Below are 24,938 nucleotides of genomic sequence, written 5' to 3' on the forward strand. Positions count from 1 at the left end.
AAAGATGTATAAAAAGATTCCATATCAAACGGGCAGGCAACTGCTCGACAGGTTTTCAAGCTCAGACGAAGCTCAAGCTCTGATAGATGAAGAGCTCAACGTCGCTGATTCCATAGAAGCTTTGTTGAAAGACGAACTCTATTTCGACTTGGTTCAGTTTCTTGCTCACGGGTTGCCTGTGCGTGAGGCTATTTGGTGGGGCGCACATACGCTCGATGCAAGAAATGATGTGTGGTCTACAATGCAAAAGCAGTGTATTTCAACCGCCAAGGCTTGGGTGAAGTCTCCTTCAGAGGAGCAGAGGCGAAAGAGCGAACTCTTTTCCAACAAGCTCAAACTGAATTGCGGCCCGTCTTGGTTAGCTCAAGCCGTATTCTGGAATGGTTCTGGCAGCATTGTGGCGCCAGATTTACCCAACGTTCTGCCCGATCCTTTCTTATACTCTAAGGCGGTAGCTGGCGCGATCAACCATTCCGCGGCACTGCCTAACTGGGATAAAACCAACGAGTATTATAAGAAATCCATTGGCATTGCACTTGAGCTTGCCAAAGGCAGTAAAGCATAAAGTTAAAGATGACAGGAGTAACTAATGACGTTAGCCGCACGATTAACTGACATGCACGTTTGCCCAATGCAGACACCTGCAGTCCCACCTATCCCCCACGTTGGTGGCCCGATTAGTGGCCCCGGCGTTCCAACGGTACTTATTGGCAATATGCCAGCAGCAACCCTTGGTGACATGTGCGTATGTGTCGGACCTCCAGACAGCATCATTAAGGGCAGTGCTACCGTACTCATAATGAGTAAACCCGCTGCGCGTATGGGCGATACAACAAGCCATGGCGGCACGATTGTTCTTGGTATGCCAACCGTGATGATTGGAGGTTAAATACCTTACATTTCATAGGGTTTCAAAAAACCGTGACATCGGTCCACTTTCTTAGATGAAGTTCAAAGTTTTAAGTAAATATCTATTTTGCATGAGACTTTTCAAGAAAAAGCTCTAGAATTAATAAATGTTAACAAGTGTTTACGAAACATAAGGAATATGTATCAAAAATGACACTTTGTGCGATCAGGATAACAAATAGATTTTTACAGGATGTATATGACAGAAATCGACCACTTACTTGTTCCTATCTCAGATGATGCGCCGTCGGGCACTTATTTGAAGTTAGATCGAAGTGCCTATCGCAGTTTGAGAAATGTTTATAACAGTGCTCAATCTTCATTTAGACAGTTAGTTGAAACACCTGACGCTTCGTCTGATCCCGCGATCGTAGATGCCAATACAGACAATTGGGCTGAGCTAAGAAAAGTTTCAGAAGAAACCCTGACTTCCCAATCGAAAGACTTAGAGATATTGGGTTGGTACATCACTAGCCAACTCTTTACTTCGCAACCATTCCATAACCTTGCTAGTGCTGTCCCTGCTTTAAACCTTTTCATCGACCAATTTTGGGACACGTTGAACCCAATGCCACCAGAAGCAAAACTCAAAGCTTCTGATGATGCAGGCAGAGCAAAGGAAATTACTGAGTTTAGAACTAAACCCCTACTTCAATTAGTTGGTGAGTCTGTTGACTCAAGTTCTGTCTACATTCCTTTTCAAATGATTGATTTTTGTGCCGGTATCACTTTTGGTGACTACCTCACTGCAGAGCGCAAAGGCAATATTGCAGAATTAAAAGAGTCAGCTTTAGGCGCATTTGACCAAAGCGTTTCAGAAACACTTTTTCAATTGGCTAGCATTTACAGCGAATTGGAGGTCGTAGAAAAAAACTTAGCGGCAAAATGCCAAACCGTTGGTGCAACCATAATCAGTTTTAATTTCATCAAAACTAATGTACGTGATCTTATCAAGGCGATACATTTCTTAGTGGGTGAAAAGTTCACTCCTTGGCCTTTAGATGATGAGTTCCATGTTATTCAGAACACTGCAGACGGCTCAGTGCAAAGCGATTCAACACCTGCGGCATCAGAGCAAGCGAATATTGCTGCCAGCAACGCTAATCCTGCGACGGCAACCAACCAAGATCTAGGGCAAGAACCCCTAGCAAACCCAGCGCAATCTCATGCGCCAAGTATTCAGCCAACTTCGAGTCAAGTTCAAACGGTTGTACAGAATGTATCGAGCATTAACGGCATTGTGAATCGCGACCATGCATTTCAAGAGATACGAAAAATCGCCGAATACTTCAAAGAAACAGAACCTCACAGCCCTATCGCCTTCTTACTTGAGCGTTCAATTCGTTGGGGCTACATGAGCTTCCCAGAGCTGCTGCAAGAAATGATTGGCAATGAACAAAATGTGATTGCTCAAATTAATCAAATGACGGGAATGGACAACCTAGACAAGATGGACTTGTCTGGAAAGTCGGTTCCAGTAATGACTTCCGCTCCGGAGATAACGCCGGTAGCGAAACCGACTATTGAAGAGCCCGCGACAGCAACGTCAGTTCCCGATAGTTCAAATAGCACGACAGATACAAACCAAACATCTGAATCTACTTCCGACTCATCATCGAGCAGCCTGCAAGATTTTGAGTGGTAAAGCACATTAATGCGTCAAGCAAGGAGAAAGTAATGGCTTCTATTTTTATGAGAATTGATGGTACGACACCAAAAGGTGCGGCAACTGTAGAAAAAATCGGAGGCAAAGATGGTTTCTTTGCTCTTGATAGTATTTCTTGGAGCGCTGTTCGTGGTGTTGGTATCGATGTAGGTAATGCAAACAATGCGGACCAAGGCATGGTTGCTCTTGGTGAAGTCAACATGACTCGTGGCTGTGATGGTGCAACACCACATCTAACCACATTCTTATATGCGCCGGGCCCTGAAGGTCGCACTGTTGAAATCGTTATGACAAAACCAAACCGTGAAGGTTCTGGTGCTGATCCATACCTGATTCTAACGCTAAAAATGGCTCGTATGTCTAGCTACAACATGTCTGGTACGGATGGTTCACTGCCAAGCGAATCTTTCAGCCTAACTTACACAGAAATTTCGAAGGCTTACTACATTGAAGCAGACGGCGGTAAGATCGAGAAAGGCCCTGAGGTTGGCTTCGATGCTACTACAGCTAAAGTTACTTCAACTGCTAAGTAATTAAACAAGGAGAGTTACCGTGGCACTAAATTCCCAACATAAACGCGTAAGTAAGAACCGCGTAAGTATTACCTATGACGTTGAGACTAATGGCGCTGTAGAAACCAAAGAGCTCCCTTTTGTTGTTGGGGTTATTGGTGACTACTCAGGCCATAAGCAAGACAAAGAAGAAGTGGAAGATCGTACTTTCTATAACGTTGATAAAGACAACTTCGACACTGTAATGAAGCGCGTTGGTCCTGAACTATCCCTAAAAGTAGACAACGTACTTGCAGGCGATGACAGTCAATTCGAAGCGAGCCTTAAGTTTGACTCAATGAAAGACTTCGAACCTGAAGCGATCATCGAACAAGTTGAACCGCTTAAGAAGCTAGTCGAAACCCGCAATCAACTGAAGGTACTTCTTTCTAAAGCCGATCGTTCTCGCGACCTAGAGAAGCTACTTAAAGAAGTACTACAAAGTGCAGATACGATTAATGCTCTTTCTGATGAGCTTGGTATTAAAGAAGAAGGAGCTGAGTAATGAGTACTGAAACTGAGAATCAAGCGCAACCGGAGGCGGCGGAAGGCTCACTGAGCTTCCTGGACCGTGCGATTGAAGCAACCACTCAAACTCCTGCGGACACCACAAAAGAGCTGTTTTCTGTCCTTACAGAGCAAGCACTTTCTGGCACGGTGACGTGGGATAAAAACGTTACAAAAACCATTGAAAATGCAATCTCTGAGATTGATAAAAAACTGTCTCAACAGCTATCTGAAGTCATGCAACAGAAAGACCTACAAAAGCTGGAAGGCTCTTGGCGTGGTCTGCAAAAACTGGTTAAAGAGAGCGAGCTTGGCAGAGATCTGAAGATCAAAATGGTCGATTACACTCAAGAAGAACTGCTAGACCAATTTGAAGATGCGCCTGCGATTGACCGTAGCCCGCTGTTCAATGCCGTTTATCAAGGTGAATTCGGTACTGCCGGTGGTGAACCTTACGGTACGTTCATTGGCGACTACGAGTTTAGCGCGAAAGATGAAGATGTTGCCCTACTTCGCTACATGGGTGAAGTTGCTGCAGCGTGTCACGCACCATTCATTGCCGCTGCAAACGCTGAGATGTTTGAGTTTAACGACTTCCAAACCTTCTCTGAAGGCAAACCGGTAGCCGCTGGTTTTGACTCTCCTGCATACGCAGCATGGAACTCTTTCCGTGAGAGTGATGACGCACGTTACGTAACACTAACTCTGCCTCGTACTCTGGCTCGTCTACCTTATGGTGACAAAGGCCTAAGCACGGATGTCTTTGCTTATGAAGAGTTAGGCACTGACATGGATGGAAATCCTAAGCCGACCAGCAATGATCAGTTAGTTTGGTCAAATGCAGCGTATGATCTGGGTCTTAAAATGACTCAAGCTTATACCGCTTCTGGCTGGTGTACTTCTATTCGTGGTTTAGATAACGGTGGTAAGGTCGAGAATCTTCCAAACCTAACGTACAAGTCTGAAGCTGGCGATCTACTTCAGCAATGTCCAACCGAAGTTAACCTAACAGATGAGCGTGAGAAAGAGCTTTCTGACCTTGGTTTCCTTCCTTTGGTTCACTACAAAAGCTCGAACTACGCTGTATTCATCGGCGGTCAAACCACACAGAAGCCTAAAACCTTCACTGACCCAGATGCAACGGCGAACGCTGCAATCTCTGCCCGCCTGCCTTACATCATGGCGAGTAGTCGTATCGCCCACTACTTGAAAGTAATGGGTCGAGATAAGCTAGGCTCGAACCTTGAAGCTCCGGACATCAAACGCGAGCTACAACTTTGGATCGACCAATACACCAACGCTGGTGCAATTGGTAATGAGCAACGTGCGAAAACCCCGCTTTGTGAATCTCGCATCGAGGTGGTTGAGCAACCTGGTAAGCCAGGCGCATACTCAGCTGTCGCTCATTTAAGACCTTGGTTACAACTTGAAGAACTGACGACTTCAGTTCGAATGGTTGCGAAGATTCCAGGCTAATAGGGATTTGGCCGGAGCAATCCGGCCAAAAATTTTGTATGAAGTTAAATACAGAATGGCAAAACAAATTCAATCAATTAGATGACACAGATAATACCTTTATGAAAGAGGCTTTATCTCTGTTTTCTGAGTTAGACAAACACTCCTTAAGCTCTAAATCCTCACTAATTTCATTGATATCAACACTTATATCAACAATCGATACTGAACTCAGTTTGCAGCTTGATGAAATCTTGCATGAACCTGAATTTCAAAAGCTAGAGCGTAACTGGTTAAGCCTTCAACAACTCGTATCCCTACCCGTCAGCTATCAAAGAGCTCATGTAAAGTTACTCGATATGAATTGGGCGGAGATATCCAGTGACGTCAACCAAGCTTATTCGACCAAATCCAGTGACTTGTATAACAAGATTGGTAATAACGAACTCAATACCTTAGGTGGTCACCCGTTTGGTTGCATCACGTTTAGTCACCCTATCTCGATGGATATCGATTTTGACGCCGATTACGACGACCTGTTTACCGTAGAGCTATTAGGTAAATTAGGCGAAGCAACACTATGCCCTATGCTCTTTTCCCCAGTCTCGACCTTCTTTGGCGAAAGTGGCGCTGATTGGCTATCAGACATTGAACGTATCAATAAAATACTTTCCGGCCCCGATTTTAAAGCGTGGCAGGATTTACGCAGCAAACCGAGCTCTCGCTTTATCGGCATGGCACTTCCTCAAGTGCGCCTTCGTGATGCCTACAAAAACCGACGAGCTGGCTTCATTTATAACGAGCAAGGTAAAGGCGCTTGGGGTTTAGCTAATATGGTACTGGCGACCACTATCATGCGAGAGTTTCACCGTGTTAACTGGTTTGGATTTTTAAAATCTCGCTGGAACGACAAGCTTCAAGGTGCTGTTATCAATCTGCCTGCGAACCACTATTTCGATAGTCACCTGCAAAAGCCAGTCGCCGACATTAGCTTGTTCGGCCAACTATCGAACTTTTACGCGCAAAGCGGTTTTATCCCATTAGCGAAAAGCCCTTTAACCGACAAGTTCTACTTCAATGGTAATAACTCGATTTGGCAATGTGGGCAAAGCGACAATGACAAAGTGCTTACCCAGATTCAAACCACACTGATGTCTTGCCGAATCGCTCACTACTTAAAAGTTCAGGTCAGAGAGATGATTGGCAGCTTCAACAATGCCACAGAGTGTGAGTTGTTTTTGACACACTGGATTGAAAAGTTCTCAAGCAATGTGTCGTTTGCCAATGAAGAGACCTTATCTAAATACCCATTAAGCTTCGCTAAAGTGAGTGTCACTGAGTCTGGTGCTCAAGCTGGCAGCTTTGCTTGTACTCTACGTATCGTTCCTCAATACCAGTTTGATTACTTCAGTGGCGAAGTAGTTCTAACTACCGACCTAAATGAGTTGGCGTAATGAGCTTTTGGACAACCTTTATTAGCGATTCAAAACCTTATCAGGATGCTGAGATTGAAGACATCAAGTTCCATCTCACCAAGCTGTTAGAAGCCGAGGCGTCACTGACAGATATCGATAACAGGTTGATTGAAGTTAATCGCTCTAACTTGAAATTTGGTATCGAAGATATCCAGTTACTCAGCGCAACCTTAGAAAAAACACAGCTTACTTTGCGCATAGAAAACTGGATCAAGAGCTTTGAACCGCGATTACATGATATTTCTGTCGAACTCGGAGAGCGTAAAGAAGGCGACAACTCGCTATCGTTCAACATCATTGCCAAGGTAAAAACCAGCCATGGCGAACAAGACCTGATCTTCGATTCAAAAATCGCATTGAGCGACTTAACGACCTCTTTAGAAGAAGATAACTATGACTGAACCTATTATGCGTTACTTCGAGCAAGAACTGGCTTTTGTGCGCCGTTCGTTGGGGCAGTTTGGTCAAGAATATCCAACGCACGCTGAAAAACTCAATATTCATCAGGGTAAGATTGAAGACCCAAGTATGGCTCGCCTTTTAGATGGCGTAGCACTTTTGAATGCGAAAGTAGAAAAGAAGCTCTCTGAGCAACTTCCTGAGGTGATTGAAGGCATTTTAAGCGTCCTCTACCCTTCTTACATTCAAACCGTTCCAAGCGTTGCCTATTTGGAGTTGCTTGCGGAAGATGGTCCGATTGAATCGAGCACGTTACCAAAAGGTTCACTGTTTTCGAGCACTAACACCAAAAACGAATGCCTATTTAGAACCGTTGATGAACTCAAAATAGCCCCGTTTAATTTAGGTAACATCAAGGCTTTAAGCGCTCCGTTTAGCTTTAACAGACCGAAATCGGCTAATCAAAGCTCTGCCGTTGTTCAAATCTCTTTGAGTACAGGCGATCCTGAAGTCCATTTCAGCCATTTGGAGTTGAACGATCTCGACTTCTTCGTCAAAGGCTTTGAGAACAATGCAGATTCGTTAGTCGAACTCCTTCTCAACAATACCTTATCGATTTCAATTTCAGACAGTGAGTGCGCTCGACACGTCACTGTCGATAGCCACCAGCTTAAGAATCGAATCAGTGACCTAGAGTTCAAATTTCTGCCAGAACACGGAAATCAATTTACGGGCTACCAACTGATCAACGAGTTCTTCTTTTTCAAAGAGAAACGACAGTTCTTCAGACTTAAGAACTTTGCCGAATACGCGAGCCAATTTGACGAGTCTGAAATCGTAATCAATTTGTTCATGTCCTCATTACCGTCTGAGTTTATCCGCCTGTTCAACAAAGATGTTTTCAAACTGAACGTGATGCCCGCAATTAACTTGTTCGAACAAACAGGCGAACCGATCCCTTACGATCACCGAACCCTTTCAGTTCCGGTCAATGCAGACGCACACAGCGACAACAATATCGAAATCATTGAAATTCAGAATGTTTATGAGATTACGCCCAATGGCGAGATACCTTTAGTCCCGCTTTTTAAAGAGAAATATTCTCACAATCAACAATACGACTACTGGCAAAGTAAACATAATCACTTCGGTGAAATGAGCATCGCAATCTCGTTATCGGAAACGCCCAATACTGAATTTAGTAAACTGCTCGGCACCAACTTACTGTGCACGAATGGTAAGCAGGCGTGTGGCGTAAGCGGTACGTTAGAATGCCTAGAAAGCATCGACTTACCTGGTGAGTTTTCACCTATTTACCCACCTTCAGCGCCCATCACCAAGGAAGTTGACCAAAACATCCATTGGGAATTTATTAGTTTGTTGAACACCAACTTTTCGTCTTTGGTGCAATCGAGCAACCCAGTCGCGGACCTCAAACACATGTTGAGTTTGTGCAGCCGAGAACAGGTATCAAGTGCTGAAATTCAGATGATTCACTCGATCACATTTAACTCCCAAGTATCGGCTATTCGTGTGTTGGGAAAAAACGTGTTCTCTCCCGGTACTGAGATTGAATTGACGCTTGATGCCACATCACCCTACTTGGCATTTGCCGATGTGTTGAACCGCTTCTTCCAACAATTTTGTAGTTTTGACCGATACATCCAGCTAAAGATCCGTATTTACGGACGAGATGGTATCGTCAAAAAGTACCCGAAAATTCACGGTAGTCAATTGTGTCTATAACGCAACGAATATCGGCAACACCGTCAGCTATAGATAGCCAAAGCGATGGTCATAGGGAGATGATATGAAGCACTTCATCGAGGATTTAGCGACTCAGCCTGAAAAATACGACTTTTCACAGGCGATGCGGTTGTTGGAGCAACTTCAGTCCCAAAGTACTACGCCGTTACAGATTCAATTGAAGTCTGAAGCAATGCCAACGGGCAACCCTCAGGAGATTCAATATTTTTCGTTGAAGGGAAATAAAGCCAAGCTCAGACTAGCGAAACAAGCGCTTTCTGGCGTCAAAGGCGTGATACCGAATTACATTTACGAAGAGCTATTAGCGGCGATACACAACGAAGATCATTCTCTGCAAGATTTTCTGGACGTGTTCAATCAAAGACACTTCGAAATTACCTATCGAACCAATGCACGACGTTGGCTGCTCGTTGAAAGCGAACAAAACCCAAAGAAAACAGCATTATTGAATCACTTTGCTGCGCTAGGGAAAGAACATAAAGAGTATCTGCAATACTCGCTTCTTCTGAGCCAACAAAGTCGCAGTCTAACCACATTGAAAAAGATCTTAAATGACTTTTTTCCATATTCGATTGAGGTTGAATGTAAAGCCTTTGAACGACGCCTTCTACCTTCAGATTCATTGACTCGAATCGGTACTAACCGCGACTTCAACAGTCGTCTAGGCCAAGGTTTTTTAGTTGGAAAGACCTGCCTCGCCCATTTCAACAATTTGAGTATTTTTGTTACCCCAAAAAACAGAAATGAGTTTCTCGAGATTCAGCAAGATGACCAGTTTGCTAAAGCGGTGTTGTCTTTGACGCAGCATTATTTAAAAGACAGCACGCCCGTTGCCATTTACCTGAACGTTAAGCGTTCATATTTAACCAGACCCCGTTTATCAAGCAACGTTTCTATGGCTGCTCGTTTGGGTGAGATTGACTACCTAGCCCCTGAGCGTAACCCCAATGAAACCGTAAAGATTTTGCTTTTGTAGTTCGTAATACGGAATGTATAGATTATAGAGATACAAGGAATTGACTATGACACAAGTAACTCTCACTAACTTAGTAGGAAAGCTATCTCCCGAGCTTAAGCAAGCACTGGAAGCGTCTGCGGGCGCGGCGATGAACCAAGGTGTTGGAGCGATAGAAACAGAACACTGGATTCTGCAACTCATCTCCCAGAAAGATCCTAAGATCATGGCATTGTGCGAGTCTCAAAAGCTCTCATTAGATGCGCTAGTCAATGAGCTGACAAAGAAAATATCCATGTTGCCGAAGGGCAATGAAGGTCAGCCAACATTAAGCCACAGCTTAACTGAGTTAATCAAAGATGCTTGGATGATCGCTTCCGTAAACTACGGCCACGGTGAGATAGTCAGTTTGCACCTCATTCAAGCTTTGATGCAGCAGAATGTGCTCGGTGTGAGCACACTACAACTTGAGGCATTAAGCAGCGTATCACTAGAGTCTCTACAAGGTCTGATCAAGAAAACCCCGATTGCACGTAACACTGCCGCGCCTTCTGCTAACGGTTCAGTTGATACCACGCCTGCGGGTAACGACGCATTAAGCAAATATACCGTTAACCTGACTCAGCAAGCGATTGACGGAAATATTGATCCTATTTCTGGCCGTAATGCCGAAGTCAGAAAAGCGATTGATATCCTGTGTCGTAAACGCCAAAACAACCCAATCATGGTCGGTGAACCCGGTGTAGGTAAAACCGCTGTTGTTGAAGGATTAGCACTAAGGATTGCAGCAGACGAAGTACCAAGCGCACTACAAGGCGTACAAATCCACTCTCTGGATCTCGGGCTACTGCAAGCGGGTGCGAGCGTTAAAGGCGAGTTTGAAAACCGCCTGAAAGATGTCATCAACGAAGTGAAAAGCTCTGAAGTACCGATCATTGTGTTCATCGATGAAGCCCATACACTTATTGGTGCTGGCGGTGCTGCCGGACAAAACGATGCAGCCAACCTTCTAAAGCCAGCGCTAGCACGTGGTGAATTCAAAACCATTGCCGCCACAACGTGGGCCGAATACAAGAAGTACTTCGAAAAAGACCCTGCACTCACACGTCGATTCCAAGTTGTGACCATTGAAGAGCCAAACGCCGAGGATGCAATGCAGATGCTGCGTGGTGTAGCTGCTTCACTGCAAGCTCACCATGGTGCATTTATCGCTGAATCTGCGATCGAAGCTGCGGTTAACTTATCGATCCGTTACCTGCCAAGTCGCCAACTGCCAGATAAAGCGATCAGTCTGCTTGATACCGCCAGTGCTCGAATCGCACTGACTCAAGGTGCTAAGCCTGAGGTACTGGAAACGCTAGAGCAAACTATTCGTTACCAAGAAAATGAAAAGTCAGCGCTAGAAAAAGAAGATGCCCTATTCTCAAACAGCGCAGAAGTCATCAAAGAACTGGCACAATCTATCGAAGAAAACCAACAAGCATTATCTGCGTATTACACCCGTTGGGAAAAAGAGATTGAATTAGTCGATCAAATCAAAACAGTTCAACAAGAGATCACTGAAGAACAAGAGCAAGATGCGGTCGACGCCACCAAGCAGAAGCAACTTGATGCTCTGCGAACCGAATTAGCAGGCTTGCAAGGTGAAGAGCCTTTGGTTTATGCCATGGTTGACGACAACACTATCGCTCAAGTGATTGCCAATTGGACAGGTATCCCAGTTGGTAACATGATGAGTGATGAAATCGCTAAGTTACTAACCTTAGAAGACGAACTCAATACCCGAGTCATTGGTCAAGATGTTGCGAAGAATGAGCTCGCAAAGGCTATTCGCATCTCTAGAGCAGGTTTAACCGATAATCGTAAACCTATTGGTGTGTTCTTAATGTGTGGCCCAAGTGGTGTGGGTAAAACCGAAACCGCCATGGCACTTGCGGAGCAACTGTACGGAGGTAGCAACGACCTTACCGTGATCAACATGACCGAGTTTAAAGAGGAACATAAGATCTCAATGTTGCTCGGCTCACCTGCGGGTTATGTCGGCTTTGGTGAAGGTGGTGTGTTAACAGAAGCAATCCGACGCAATCCATACTCAGTGCTTCTATTGGATGAGATGGAGAAAGCACACCCTGGCGTACATGACTTGTTCTATCAAATTTTTGATAAAGGCCATATCAAAGACAGTGAAGGCCGAACCGTCGACTTCAAAAATACCATCATCATTATGACGTCGAATGCCGCCGATCAAGCTATCTGTGACGTGTGTGCTAAGTCTCCAGACCGTATTGACAACGACGAGCTACTTGAATCCATTCGTCCAGACCTGCAGCAATACTTTAAACCTGCTTTCTTAGGTCGAACCACTATTGTTCCTTACTACCCGCTTAATGATGAAGAGCTAGCGAAGATCACTGAGATTTCGCTCAATCGAATCAAGAAGAAACTTGCGGAGCAATATCAGGCTTCATTCACTTGGGATGCAGATTTCATTCAGTTCGTGGTTGACCGTAATACCGATCCTACGACCGGTGGCCGTGCCGTTGAGCAAATCATTAATCGTTCATTGATGCCTAGATTGGCTGAAGAATGTATTGGTCGACTCAGCCGTAGCGAACCGATTACTCAAGTGACTGTTAGCGCGACGAACAACAGTGCCGACTTTGATTTATCTATTAAGTAGGTCTTAACCAATGAACAGCAAAGCCAGCCAAACCTTGACCAAACCTTCATTACTTAACCTGTCTCTTCGGGTTAAGTTGATGCTGGCCATCATGGCGGTTTTGCTGTTTTCCATCACCTTAAATGCAACACTCAACTATTTCAATTTCGAAAAAAGGCTGACTGAAACCTCCGATTCCATCTATGAAATTGTGTTGGAAGAGACACATAACGACATCAACCAAGCCATCAGTTTAGGCTTGCCGCTCTCAGCAATATCAAACATACAAAGCATGTTGGATCGCCGTTTAAAAATCGTTGATGGTATTACCGCTTTGGTGGTCGTCTCAACGTCGGGTGAACGACTGTTTGGTACCGGAGAGGGGAATCAAGAAAGTGACCGTCAGCTATCACTAGACATCACCAATTCCTTTGGATTAGTAGAAGGCCAAGTTAAGCTCTACTACTCCACGACTCTGTTAGAGCAACAAAAAACCTTCTTGCTCAAACTTCAGTTTCTCTATTCGGCGATTTGGATACTGCTCTCTTGCTTATTCGCGTTTGTCGCCTTGAAATATCTATTAGAAGGTATTGTTGGCCGAGTAAAAGGCGCAACCGCGATATTTGAATCCGCCTCTGATTCGGATGAATTGCTTCCGACCATTACTCAAGCTCACAAAGCACTGCAATCCCCAAACTCACTGTCTAAGTTTGAAAAGCTAAAAACAAAACACTTTCCGGTGTTTATCATCTCACTTGCTATCCTTCTAACGATCGTCGCCAACCTAGGGGTTTCGTATCAATCTCTAGACAAATTTTCCCAACTCTACGAAGTAAAACTCGAGCAGAAATCAAACCTAATTGGCGACTCATTAAATCAAATGATCAAAGGGTTACTTGATAAGGGAGTTCCTGACGACAAACTGCATGGCTTAGAAGAGGAGTTTGCTTTCTTCGTTGATCATCATAGCGAAATTCTCTCGATTAACTTCAAAGGACAGTCTGGCACTTCTTATCGTTACCCAGCAGAGCACGTTGAACACCCTTCCATTCGAGAATCGACATTTTCACTCAACAACAGCCATACGATTCAATTGAACGTAACCACTGATAACAACTTGATCATCAACCTGCTCAAAGAGAGCGTCATGGATATAATTACCGTGTTGGTTGCCTCTTGTCTTGTAGTGGCTGAAATCATTCTGTTTATGTGTAATTTCATGATTATTTCACCATGGAACCAAGTAAAGAAAGTGTTCATGTTGGTGAACCGAGACATTGTGAATCATTTGGCGAAGATCTCGACCCGCGATGAAATTGGCAAACTGCTTAACCTCACTAACCAAGCGATCACCAAGCTCAACCCAAGTCAGCCATCGCAAGATATCGACAAACAAGACTTCAGATTCATTCGACTGCCGCTGTTTTTATTGGTGTTCTCTGAAGCGTCTTCGCTGGCCTTTTTTCCAAGATTCGTCTCTTCGCTCGAAAACACTACTGGCTGGATTCCTGAAAACCTTGTCACGAGCTTACCGATCTCCCTATTCATGTTGTGCTGGGCTATCTCTCTACCGTTTGCGGGTTATTGGTCAGACAAAGTAGGCAGAAGACACTCACTAATGACAGGTGGGCTCATCACCTGTATTGGCCTAGTCGCGACTGCTTTCATTCAGTCTCTTGAACTGTTACTCGTCGCTCGCGCCTTTACTGCCGTTGGCTACGGCATCGTATTCATTTCGGCACAGGGCTATGTGTCCGATACGACTAACGACACTAACCGCACCAAAGGCATGGCGACTTTCTTGTCAGCCTTCTTCTCTGGTTCGTTATGTGGTGCCGCGATTGGTGGGATTCTCGCTGAGAAGCTGGGCTATTCAGAAACGTTTATGCTTGCAGGATTATTGGCAACACTCAGTGTGTTACTCGTGTATGTGTTTTTCGAAAAATCGAACACCAGTAATTCAAGTAAGCCCGTTAAGTTAAAAGACTTTAAGCTGCTGTTGAGCAATAAGTATTTTGCCTTGATCACGATATTCAGCGCGATACCAGCGAAGATCGTCCTCACAGGATTCCTCTACTACATCTGCCCTGTTTACCTGCAATTCCTTGGAGAAAGCAGCTCTGTTTCAGGGCGTGTGATTATGGCTTACGGTCTCGCCATCATATTAATTTCGCCATTGAGTGCCATTCTGGTCGACAAACTCAAAAACAAAATGGCCTTTATCTTTATTGGTGGACTACTTTCATCCCTCGCCTTACTTAATTTCTATTTCTTTCAAGGCACATTGGGGTTACTGCTGATCGTGATAATTATTGGTATTGCTCATGGCATCTGTGTTTCTCCACAAATACCTTTGGTTATCGATCTACTTTCAGGTCAAGGAATCGAGAAAGGAAAAATCATCGGCATATTCAGATTGACTGAGCGCATCGGTAATATCGCAGGTCCAATGCTAGCCGGGGTGTGTTTGAGCATCTTTGGCTATGACCAAACTATTCTTATATTTGGCGCATCACTACTAGCAAGCTCCTTTAGCTTAATTGTCTTTTTCTCAATATTTCTGAAGTCGGATAAACAAAAGCTAGGGGTTCAATCATGAGATTTATAGTGTTCGTTCTTAGCTTTATTTTAATGACCCCACTCTCGCTCGCTAAAAGTGACGAAAAACACGTCATTCTTTTATTATGGCGAGGGGTAACCGATGCCGAACAAGGCTTCATGGATTATTTATCCCAACACGTTGATGTAAGGTTTACGATTCTTGATGCTAATAGAGATAAAGCACAGCTCAAACAACATATTATGGATTTAGAATATAAAGATGCTGATCTCATTTATTCGTTCGGCACCACTATAACCTTGAATTTATTAGGGACTTACACTAACCCTAGTGAATTTAGACTGAATAACTCCACGCCCGTTGTATTCAGCATTGTTACCGACCCTGTAGGTTCAAAGTTGATCGCTGATTTATCATCAAAAGAGAGAAACTTTACTGGTGTATCGCATATCGTACCCCATGAAATACAATTCAAAGCGATAGAAAAGCTCAATAACATTTCAAGCCTTGGGGTTATATATAACGCTGACGAAAATAATTCGATTATCACCGCAAATAAAATGATGGAGTTATCGGAAATTTATAATAAGCGTGTTATGTTGTACCCATTAAACATTGATAAAAGTAAGTCAAACAGCGACTTAATTAACCTCACGATAAATAATATGAAACGTGATGGTGTCGATATGGCTTATTTACCACCTGATTCATACATCATCACCCAAGGAGGGGAAGTCGTATCAGGGCTACACTCGAAAGGTATCCCCACATTCTCGGCCACCGAAAGCCCAATAAGAAACCATAAGGCCTTATTTGGTATTGTCAGCCGTTACTACAATGTTGGTCAATTTGCTGGATACAAAGCGAAGAACATATTGAAAGGAACTCAAAAAGCTTCAGACATTCCGATAGAGTCACTAAGCCAATATTCCTATATTGTTAATATCGAGGCCGCACATAAGCTCGACTATTACCCGCCAGTGTCAATCTTGAAGATCTCTGAAGTGATAGGACACTCTAATGATGTTAACTAGAGCCTCTACCATCAGACTATCTTTAGTCACCCTACTCATCTCGACGTTTTGGTCGGTGAGTGCCTCTGCTCAAGTCAAAATTGGGCCATCTCGTCTAATGCTGACCACGCAAGATTGGCCGCCGTACCAAACCTATGAAAATGCCTCAATGCAAGGAATCGCCTTAGACAAGGTTAAATGTGCCTTAGGTATGATGGGACAACCTTATCAGCTGACAATGACCACTTGGTCTGATGCGCAATTGCGTGTTCATAGCGGCAGCCAACACGGTTTCTTCGTTGCAACCAAAACCTCAGAACGAGATGAATACGCAACGCTCTCTGCGCCTATCGCGAAGCAAACTTTAAATTGGTATTTTGGCCCAGGAGTGGAGCCGAAGGTTGATGAATTGTCAAAGTTAAACCTTAACTTTTCTGCCAAATTTGGCTCAAACAAATGGTTTTGGCTAAAACGTAATGGATTTAACGTCGTTAAGCAGCCACGAGATGCTAAAGTATTACTAAGACTTTTAAAACAAAGGGAAATTGATGTTGTTTTAGAGGATGAGTTGGTCTTTAAAAGAGAATTGGATAAAGCCTCTTTACCACTCGATTACTTCAATTCGACGAATTTAGATACCAAGGATATGGGGGTCTATTTTTCGAATCGATTCCTTAAAACCTACTCAGGTTTCCTAGATAGTTTTAACTCAGCCATATCCAAGTGCAAGGAGTAGCCATTGTCCATCAGTGTCCACATGATTTCTGTACCTGCTGAAGAGGTTGTTTCCTCTAGAGTGTCGTATCTGCCAGAAAGTGGCGGAAGCTTAGGTCGTTCCCCATCATGTGATATTGCGCTACCCGATCAAACGAAATGGATCTCTCGAACTCACTGCGAACTCTACCCCACTGATCGTGGTTACGTGATTAAAGACATCAGTAACAACGGCGTTTCGTTGAACGACAAGTCACTGGCAAAAGATAAAGAGTACGTCATTACCGATGGTGACATCATCAAATTGGGCGGTTACACACTGTTAGTGAGCCTATTAAGTGACCCAAAAGTGAGCGCGACCAACAATACCACACAGGATGATACTTTTATAGAACCTTTCAACTTAAAACTGGACGACAGCGACACAGACTTTTTAGATGACGCACCAGAAGTCGCAACCGTTAAGAAAGCCTCAAACTTCTCTTCGAAGAACGTATTGAGTGACGATCCCTTCTCGTCTGACCCTTTTGAAGATTTAGACGACGACAAAGTTGTACCCAACATTGAAGTGGACGAAATTGCTCATGGCGATAGCAACGCCCTCTCTTCTGCTGAACTAGAGTACTTACCGGTTAATGTTGATAACAACACACGTATAGAAGAGTCGATCGACAAGCTCATTACGCTAACCGAGAAAAACCAACAGTACTTACAGAATCCACAGCTCCAACAAAAAGCACTGTTCGACGCGTTAGAACAGACGGTTGATCAGTTCCTCAATGAATTTGCACCAAAGCAACTTGAGAACCAGTTTAGTGAGTACGTAAGTAGCGGCATTTTTACCAATAAAGATAAGAAGTATTGGAAGATCTACAGAAAGCACTTCCAACACCGCCAAGACAACGGAGATTTTAGACGTCAGTTCAAAGCGCTGTTTATGGAGAACATGCAAAAGCAAAGTGAGGAGAGAGAATGAAACGCCTCATACTCTTATCGCTTTGTTTACTGATAGCAGCATGTTCTTCATCGGACCCTGCTCCTGTTGTCACTCAATACTCGTTGACCGTTAAAGCGGATGCGACAGTCAACCAATACAATGACGACCAAGCCAACCCTGTAGTGGTTAGGCTTTACCAATTAACGGATCAACAACTGTTCAAACAACTTCCGTTTATTGATTTATACAACAATGACTTGCAGTTACTGGCAGCAAACCTAGTTTCAAAGCAGGTATTACCCATTGTACTGCCGAGCTCAGAACAAAAACTGACGTTAGATATCAATAAGAACACTCAGTACATTGCAGCACTGGTCGAATTCGCGGATTACCAAAACGGCACAACCAAAACCGTTTTGATGATGCCTTCCGACCCAGAGCAAACGTTAGAGTTAACAATTACAGGGAAGAAAGCAGAGTTGGCCTTGATACAGCCTGACTCGAGCTGGTGGCAAATCTTTTAATAAAAAAGCCAATATATAAAAATAATAGAAAAGGATTTTACGTGGACGCTTTCAAAAAAGTAGTGTGGCAAGAAGGGATGTTTATTGCGCCTCAGCACTTTCAGCAGCAAGACCGCTATGTGCAAAACTACATTCGTCAGAACATCGAAACACTGGCTGGTTTTGCCCCTTTCTTTGGCATCACCGAATTAGTGCTGAACCACGATCTATTAAAGATCGGTAAGCTGTCTATCCCAAGTTGTTCTGGTGTGTTCCCTGATGGAACCCAGTTTAATCTCAAGCAAGAAATCGTCGTCGACATTCCGCAGGGTACGATTGAAACCATTGTTTATCTTGCTCTGCCAATCTCTTTGCAAGGCAACAATGACTACAGTGAAGACGGTCAAGAACAGAGCCGCTACATCACCCGCTCAATCAACGTATTCGATACCTCAACTTCTGAAAACGCCAGTGCCGAAGTTGATGTCGCTCAGCTTAATATCGGCCTAAAATTCGCGGGAGAAGACACTTCTGGATTCACCCTAATTCCCGTCGCTAAGATCTTAGAAATCAGTGACTCTGATGAAGTGATGCTTGATAGAGCCTTCATTCCAGCTTGCTTACATTACGGAGCCTCAACTCTCCTTAGCGAACGAGTCAAAGAAATTCATGCGCTGGTCAGTAATCGGGCTCAAAACCTTCTGAAACGTATCGAAGCTGGCCAAGGGCAAAAAAGTCCTCAATCTATGATGCAAGACTTCTTGTGGCTTCAAACGCTCAACACTTGGCTACCGTGGTTTGAATTAACCATCAGTAACACCAAATACCCGACGCATGAACTGTATTCAAAATTGAAACAGTTTGAAGCTCAAGTCATGGCGTTAACACCGGCGATTCCTGATGAGTGCCAACCGTTAAAATATGACAAGCTCTACGACAACTTTAACCCGCTGTTTTCAAGCCTAAGAAACTTACTGACACTCGTTCAACAAGATTCGGTCATTGAGTTCAAGTGGGATATTTCACTGTTTGAAAAACGCCGCCTACTTCGCACATTAATCAAAGATCCAAGCAGCGTTTATAACCGTCGTTTCGTTCTGAGTGTCAAATCCGACATCAGCAGTACAGAGCTAAATGAGCTGTTCCCTATTTCCGCGAAGCTCAGCAGTAACAATAAAATTGTAGAACTCGTTCGTAGCTCGCTGTCTGGTATCTCTTTAACGCCACTGCCTATCGCGCCAAGTGAGCTGAAGCCGATGCAAGGCGTCGCGTATTTTGAGGTCGATACCAAAGACAGAAACTGGCTCGATATGCTTGATACTCGTGATGCGATTGCACTGCACGTCGACGCTCGCATACCTGCTCTCGAAGTCGTTCTGTACGCGTTGAGATAATGGCTATGGATTATTTAGACGAAGAAACACTGGTCATCGATAAAGCGTCTAAAGGCTCTGCGAATACAGAGTCTGACCAGGCTCTTTCTAAATTGGTGGCGGTACACTCCACCAGCACCCAAGAAGAGTTTCTGCGTCACTTTGATAAGGCAGAAAATCAACTGATCAACATCAGTAGTGATTTGCTGACTAAGACACTCAAAATATCAACACTGTCTGAGCCAGAAGATTTAACCGCCTTCCGAGAGCAGTTTATTCAGGGCATTAACGACATAAAGGCTCAAGCGACTGAGCTTACCTACCCTATAGCCGTTATCGACAAGCTCTGCTTTTTGTATGCGGTGGTGATTGATGAATTCATCATCTACACCGAATGGGGAGAGAAACGAGGCTGGGAAAACAAAACCCTGCTGAGTGAACTGTTTGGTATGCGTAACGGTGGCGAACTGTTCTTCTCTGTCGCAGAAAAAGCCGCAAGACAACCACACAAGCTGATCGATCTTTTGGAGATCATCTACCTATTCATCAATATTGGGTTCAAAGGCCAATATCGTGAAGGCGGCGCTGAACAGCTAAAAGCGTTCGTACATCAGTTAGAACAAACCATCAGCCAATATCGTACTGCCAGTGGCGTTCACTGCCGCACTAAAGTAAAGCTACCTGAAGTTAGAAAACCGACCAGACGTAAGCGTTACTTCATCACCAGTTTGTTTTTCTTTTGTCTGATAGCAACCAGTATTGGCTTAACGGAATTTTGGTACACCAAAACCCATGAGCAACGAGCAAGAGATTTCACCTTCTTACCAAACTTTAGCCAACGTTACGTTTTGTCTGGCGAAATCAAAGACATCGTCTTCATCAGCCAAGATAACGACTTGGAGAGCCCACCTCGTCACGCGAGTAAAGCCGACGCGGTAGAAGCCTCACAAACCAACAACTTCATACCAAGCACAGCCAATTGGTTGGTACAGCTCGCGACATTCTCAAGTAAGAAAAATGCTCAAGCGTTCATTAATAACCTATCTCCGTCCGCTTATGAGCCAATTATCTCGCCTTACAAAAAATACTACCGAGTGATATTGAGAGCAAACACCTCAGAAGAAGCGAGAACGACCAAAGCATGGTACGTAGAAAACGATCAAATAAACGCCATTATTGTTCGCACTTCTGCGCATGACTTAAACAAGGAAGAGTCTAACTGATTATGCCGGATGCCAAATCAAACAAGTCAGGCAATGTAAAAAAAACAGTAGGCATTTCTGCCCTAGCCTCTGTCGCCTTTTTTACCGTCGCCTCTAGCGTCATTCTATTAACACCACTCAATGCTTATTTGGTGTGGGCGCTGACGACTGTCGCCATTATATCCACGCTTATCGGCTTTATTGGCTACTGGGTGCTCATTAAGCGCAGCGCAAAATCACAAGAAGAGTCACTAGACAAAGAACTGATTCAGAAAAGACAAAAGCAACTAGCAAACCATTTCAAGCGTATGATCAGCGGGCAAAAGCGCAAAACTCGCTTAACCAGTCGTTACGACCAGCCTATCTATTTGCTGTTAAGTCAAAACCCGAACAAAGACAAAAGCATCATCACTCAGATGGGTTATGAGGCTTATAAACTTGATGATTTCGGCAATGACATCGAATTCCCTATCCTGTTTTGGGTCAGTGAGCATTCAATTTTGGTATCAATCAGTATGGGTGAAGACCAACATCCTGAGTACCTGAAAACACTGTGCCAGTCCCTAACCGCGTGGCGACCAAGACAAGCGGCCAATGGCTTATTACTTACCACCGACGTTTCCTCACTATTGGAAAACAATGAACAGATTACGCAGCAAGCTGACGAACTCAAATCAACGATAAAGACATTTAATCAAGCATTTGGGGTCAGCCTTCCGATATATAACGTTATCTCCAATATGGGCAGCATCAGCGATTTTTGTCAGTTCTTCTCCGCTTTTGATGAGTCGAAACGCGATGAAGTATTCGGTGCTACCGCTCCTTATTCGATACACGGTGGCATCGATGCCAACTGGTTTAATGATGAATATGATCACTTAATCAGTGAACTGATAGCGAACATGAGTAATGCACTTGCGGGTCAATTGAATCAAGATTACCGAAACTCTATTGCTAGCGCCCCTTTCCAGTTTGGCTTGTTGAAACAGAACCTTTGGTTATTCCTAAATCGCTTGTATCGTGGAGAGCAACTTAGTGATGCATTGCAATTCAGAGGCTTTTACTTCACTCATGATGGTCAAAGCTCAGCACAATCAGACTTACTAGCGAGTGCTGTCTCTTACTCTGTCGGTCACGAGCATTATCAGCAGAATGAGCAAATCCCGGTTAATCAGACTTTGTTTGCCCAATACCTGATGACTCACGTGATTCTATCGGAGCACGAACTGGTCGGCGTAAACAGGCGCAAAGAGAACACCCTGCTCGTCAATCAAGTGCTGTTTACACTCTCTTGGATTGGCTTACTTGCCGCGGTATTGCTGGTGATTAAGTTCGACTTTGACTTCCAGAACCAACGCGAGACCAGAGCCGATGTGATGTTAGAACGTTATAAGGAAGCCATCTCGGCATCGCCTTACGACATCGAAAACATGGCGGACAATATTCCAAATCTGTTCTCACTGCAGCGAATCTACAACCTTTATAATCAACCTGAACCTTGGTATAGCTTGCCGTTTATGCCAAACCCAAGTATCAAGGAAGAAGTCGAAGAAGCATACTTCACAGAGCTACAACAAGTCCTGATTCCTTCTATGGAGAACACACTCGAGAAAGACTTGTTCGTCTATGTGAACTTAGAAGATCAATCACAGACTCTCTCTTTACTTAATAACTATCGTTTACTGTTTAGCAAAGACAGAACCAACGTCCAAGAGCTTAAGAACTACTACGTTCGTACTCTGCAAGATCAAGGTGAAGCTGATAGCGTCAACATCGCTCAATTAGACGTGCTGCTTAATGACATCTTTGCGCGTAACCTGACGCCGATAAAATCGAATCATGATTTAGAAAGTCTTGCCAAGAAAGTCATCACCCAAACGGGCATTGAAACCCTACTGTACGAACATATCCAAAGTTCGACAGCCTATGCCAAACGCGTCGATATTCGCGGTGAATTAGGTGACAACTTCGGCTCAGTACTTCAATTTTCGCCAAGTTACGCTGGCTACTTGGTTCCATATATCTATACGCCAACTGGCTTTAATGAACTCGATTTATCGGTGAACTCTCCTACGCTTAAGTCCGCTTTGCAGTCGTATGAAGGTGTGGCTGGCGCTTATCCTAGTGCGTTAGAACTTCATCGAATCAGTCGAGAGTTAAAGCAGACTTACCAGAACGACTACATCAACTATTGGCGTGATTTAGTTCGTAATGTCGAAGTCAAAGAAGTAGCCGATCCAACGCAACTGAAAAATGCGTTAACGAGCCTGTCAGAAGCGAGCAATAACCCGCTCGTCAGTTTGTATTCAACCATCGCTAAATACACCTATGTGGAGCTTGAAATCCCTGCGAAGGATGACAAAGAGCAAGACCCTGCAAGCATGCCGATTCAAGATCCTGACAAGAAAGAATCTGCTCGCCAGATATCTCTTAGCTTCCAAGCATACAAGAAACAGGTATCGGCCAATGACCAAGGTAAGAAGCCAATAGATAACCTTCTTACGGCGTTTATCAATGCTAAAAAATGGGGAGACAAGTTTTACGAAACTAAGGAGCCGCAAAAGGTCGCCTTTGATACGCTGTCCGTTACGTTACAAGCTGGAAACCCTATTGCTTCACTCTCCAGCCTATCCAACAGTCATTTAGAGGTCGCTGAAGAGCTGATTAATAAGGTGGTACACCAAAGCAATGAAACGGTAATGTCGCTGGCTCACGACTATCTGAATACAGCTTGGTCGAATGAAATTTATCAGCCTTATCAACAGCGTTTAGCTTCATTCTATCCATTCAACCGAAAATCTAAATCGGATGTCAGTGTGGCAGATGTCAAAGCCTTCTTCGTGACCAACGGGATTGTCGACAAGTTCTCTCAAACTCGCTTGAATGGATTCGTTAAGGACAGCGACGAAGCGCCTTATTTACCGGGGCTACTTCCAGGCACGGGCTTATCGATCACACCTGACGTTTGGACGATGATGGATAAGGCTGCTGATATAAAGAGCGCCCTATTCTTAGCCGATCCATCCAATATCCTGATTAACTTCCAGTTGAAAGCCGTTGATATGACGCCCAACATCACGGAGTTTTCGATCATTTCAGATAAGCCGATCTTTACCTATCGTCATGGCCCAACGCTATGGAGCCAACAATCATGGCAAGGTGACGCGAAGTTTATTGAGAAGCTAGGCGTTCAACTCAATGCGCAGGACTCAACAATTGGGCAGAACACCGTGAAAGGCACATGGAGTTGGTTCCGCTTGTTCGAACCAAACGTGAATTTTACCTCTGCACAAGACACTCAGGTTGAGTTTGTTTATGGCGACAGCAAGGTGAAGCTAACCATTAAAACTCAAGGTCAATCGAATCCGTTTGTACCGGGCTTCTTCTCTGGATTCTCTCTGCCAAGTGGGATCTAGTAACGCTTCTTCAAATAGCTCGCCTTCCCTATCGAGGCGAGCTCAATTCTCCGAAGACCTTACCTCTTCTAAACAGAGTAATTTGAACGATGAGCAACTTCAGAAAGTGCTCCAGCGTCACGGTTACACTGAACTCACTCGTTTAAGTTCACGAGTTTTCAGAGCCCAGCACCCTAGTTGGGGACTGGTAACTATTAAATACGCTCAACAGCTAAAGCATCGTCACTTTCTAAAACAAGAGGCGGAGTTTCTCTACTCCAATACTACTTTCAATACAGACTCTAATAAACAAGACACCTGGCCGCAATATTGTGATTACTTTTCTAGCCACAACAATGACTGCTTAGTGCTTTCTTACATTGATGGTCAAACACTATTGGAAATTCAAACCAATTCACAGGCCACACAGCCTTTGCTTTATCACGGGCTGAACGCGCTAGAAAAGGTCATAAACCAAATCCACACGTTAGGTTTCGTTCATGGTGATATCAAACCTTCCAACGTTATTTGTGGCTCACAAGGACAAGCTCAACTCATCGACTTTGGCTCTGTCACTAAAATAGGAACTGAACGCTCTGTACTTCGCTTTGACAGCTGCACTCCTCGATACTCTAGGCACCAGTCAGTCACAAACAAGTTGGATGATTGGTTCGCGCTCGCCGTCATATTAGAAGAACTATTAGATGATATTGCACTGCCAAGTCGATATCAGATTCTATTAAAACAGCATAGATAAACCGACCATATCTACAGTTCTACAGACAACAAAAAGCGGATGATTGATCATCCGCTTTTTGCATTTGTTTTAAACTCATTAAGCCTTATTTTTAACCTTGGTGGCTCAGTTTTTAGTGCACTAGGAGTTTTTAGGGCGCTA

General features: G+C 44.1%; 20 protein-coding genes. All 20 read left to right on the plus strand.

Annotation, left to right across the window (positions count from 1 at the left end):
• Positions 1 to 4 precede the first annotated feature (4 nt).
• A complete protein-coding gene (locus OCV12_RS08960; protein WP_261884434.1) occupies positions 5 to 565 on the plus strand; it encodes a DUF6931 family protein in 561 nt (186 codons plus the stop codon).
• Positions 566 to 589: 24 nt separating this feature from the next.
• Positions 590 to 889 (plus strand): PAAR domain-containing protein, encoded by a 300-nt coding sequence (locus OCV12_RS08965; protein WP_017110734.1) that lies wholly within the window; start codon positions 590 to 592, stop codon positions 887 to 889.
• 219 nt (positions 890 to 1,108) lie between these two features.
• Entirely contained in the window at positions 1,109 to 2,554 is a 1,446-nt protein-coding gene (locus tag OCV12_RS08970) for a type VI secretion system protein TssA (RefSeq protein WP_261884435.1), read from the plus strand.
• Between the two features lie 32 nt (positions 2,555 to 2,586).
• Complete coding sequence (locus OCV12_RS08975; protein ID WP_086713379.1) at positions 2,587 to 3,108, plus strand: Hcp family type VI secretion system effector; 522 nt, start codon at positions 2,587 to 2,589, stop codon at positions 3,106 to 3,108.
• Between the two features lie 19 nt (positions 3,109 to 3,127).
• On the plus strand, positions 3,128 to 3,631 hold the full coding sequence (tssB, locus tag OCV12_RS08980) for a type VI secretion system contractile sheath small subunit (RefSeq protein WP_009846607.1): 504 nt from the start codon (positions 3,128 to 3,130) through the stop codon (positions 3,629 to 3,631).
• Positions 3,631 to 5,109: a type VI secretion system contractile sheath large subunit gene (tssC, locus tag OCV12_RS08985; protein ID WP_017110738.1), complete on the plus strand. Its 1,479-nt coding sequence runs from the start codon at positions 3,631 to 3,633 to the stop codon at positions 5,107 to 5,109. Before tssB ends, tssC begins: the two co-directional genes overlap by 1 nt.
• Before the next feature lie 38 nt (positions 5,110 to 5,147).
• On the plus strand, positions 5,148 to 6,542 hold the full coding sequence (locus OCV12_RS08990) for a type VI secretion system contractile sheath large subunit (protein WP_261884436.1): 1,395 nt from the start codon (positions 5,148 to 5,150) through the stop codon (positions 6,540 to 6,542).
• The gene (gene tssE / locus OCV12_RS08995) at positions 6,542 to 6,964 is read left to right on the plus strand and encodes a type VI secretion system baseplate subunit TssE (protein ID WP_176681107.1); all 423 of its coding nucleotides are present in this window, start codon (positions 6,542 to 6,544) and stop codon (positions 6,962 to 6,964) included. Before OCV12_RS08990 ends, tssE begins: the two co-directional genes overlap by 1 nt.
• On the plus strand, positions 6,957 to 8,708 hold the full coding sequence (tssF, locus tag OCV12_RS09000; protein ID WP_176681106.1) for a type VI secretion system baseplate subunit TssF: 1,752 nt from the start codon (positions 6,957 to 6,959) through the stop codon (positions 8,706 to 8,708). Before tssE ends, tssF begins: the two co-directional genes overlap by 8 nt.
• 64 nt (positions 8,709 to 8,772) lie before the next feature.
• On the plus strand, positions 8,773 to 9,705 hold the full coding sequence (locus OCV12_RS09005) for a type VI secretion system baseplate subunit TssG (RefSeq protein ID WP_261884437.1): 933 nt from the start codon (positions 8,773 to 8,775) through the stop codon (positions 9,703 to 9,705).
• Between the two features lie 46 nt (positions 9,706 to 9,751).
• Complete coding sequence (gene tssH / locus OCV12_RS09010; protein WP_261884438.1) at positions 9,752 to 12,364, plus strand: type VI secretion system ATPase TssH; 2,613 nt, start codon at positions 9,752 to 9,754, stop codon at positions 12,362 to 12,364.
• 10 nt (positions 12,365 to 12,374) lie between these two features.
• Positions 12,375 to 14,942: an MFS transporter gene (locus OCV12_RS09015; RefSeq protein ID WP_261884439.1), complete on the plus strand. Its 2,568-nt coding sequence runs from the start codon at positions 12,375 to 12,377 to the stop codon at positions 14,940 to 14,942.
• On the plus strand, positions 14,939 to 15,937 hold the full coding sequence (locus OCV12_RS09020) for an ABC transporter substrate binding protein (protein WP_261884440.1): 999 nt from the start codon (positions 14,939 to 14,941) through the stop codon (positions 15,935 to 15,937). Before OCV12_RS09015 ends, OCV12_RS09020 begins: the two co-directional genes overlap by 4 nt.
• Positions 15,924 to 16,652, plus strand: coding sequence for a type 2 periplasmic-binding domain-containing protein (locus OCV12_RS09025; protein ID WP_239848177.1), 729 nt, complete (start codon positions 15,924 to 15,926; stop codon positions 16,650 to 16,652). The genes OCV12_RS09020 and OCV12_RS09025 overlap by 14 nt, the downstream gene beginning before the upstream one ends.
• A gap of 3 nt (positions 16,653 to 16,655) precedes the next feature.
• Positions 16,656 to 17,606 (plus strand): FHA domain-containing protein, encoded by a 951-nt coding sequence (locus tag OCV12_RS09030; RefSeq protein WP_261884441.1) that lies wholly within the window; start codon positions 16,656 to 16,658, stop codon positions 17,604 to 17,606.
• Entirely contained in the window at positions 17,603 to 18,091 is a 489-nt protein-coding gene (gene tssJ / locus OCV12_RS09035) for a type VI secretion system lipoprotein TssJ (protein ID WP_261884442.1), read from the plus strand. The genes OCV12_RS09030 and tssJ overlap by 4 nt, the downstream gene beginning before the upstream one ends.
• Before the next feature lie 41 nt (positions 18,092 to 18,132).
• Positions 18,133 to 19,464 (plus strand): type VI secretion system baseplate subunit TssK, encoded by a 1,332-nt coding sequence (gene tssK, locus OCV12_RS09040; RefSeq protein ID WP_261884443.1) that lies wholly within the window; start codon positions 18,133 to 18,135, stop codon positions 19,462 to 19,464.
• Positions 19,464 to 20,666 carry a type IVB secretion system protein IcmH/DotU gene (gene icmH, locus OCV12_RS09045; protein ID WP_261884444.1) on the plus strand — a complete coding sequence of 401 codons (1,203 nt, stop codon included), beginning with the start codon at positions 19,464 to 19,466 and terminating at the stop codon, positions 20,664 to 20,666. The genes tssK and icmH overlap by 1 nt, the downstream gene beginning before the upstream one ends.
• Positions 20,667 to 20,668: 2 nt before the next feature.
• The gene (gene tssM, locus OCV12_RS09050; RefSeq protein WP_261884445.1) at positions 20,669 to 24,061 is read left to right on the plus strand and encodes a type VI secretion system membrane subunit TssM; all 3,393 of its coding nucleotides are present in this window, start codon (positions 20,669 to 20,671) and stop codon (positions 24,059 to 24,061) included.
• Positions 24,062 to 24,143: 82 nt separating this feature from the next.
• Complete coding sequence (locus tag OCV12_RS09055; protein WP_261884446.1) at positions 24,144 to 24,797, plus strand: protein kinase domain-containing protein; 654 nt, start codon at positions 24,144 to 24,146, stop codon at positions 24,795 to 24,797.
• Positions 24,798 to 24,938 lie beyond the last annotated feature (141 nt).

Origin of the sequence: Vibrio pomeroyi, assembly GCF_024347595.1 — a bacterium.
GTDB lineage: Bacteria > Pseudomonadota > Gammaproteobacteria > Enterobacterales > Vibrionaceae > Vibrio > Vibrio pomeroyi.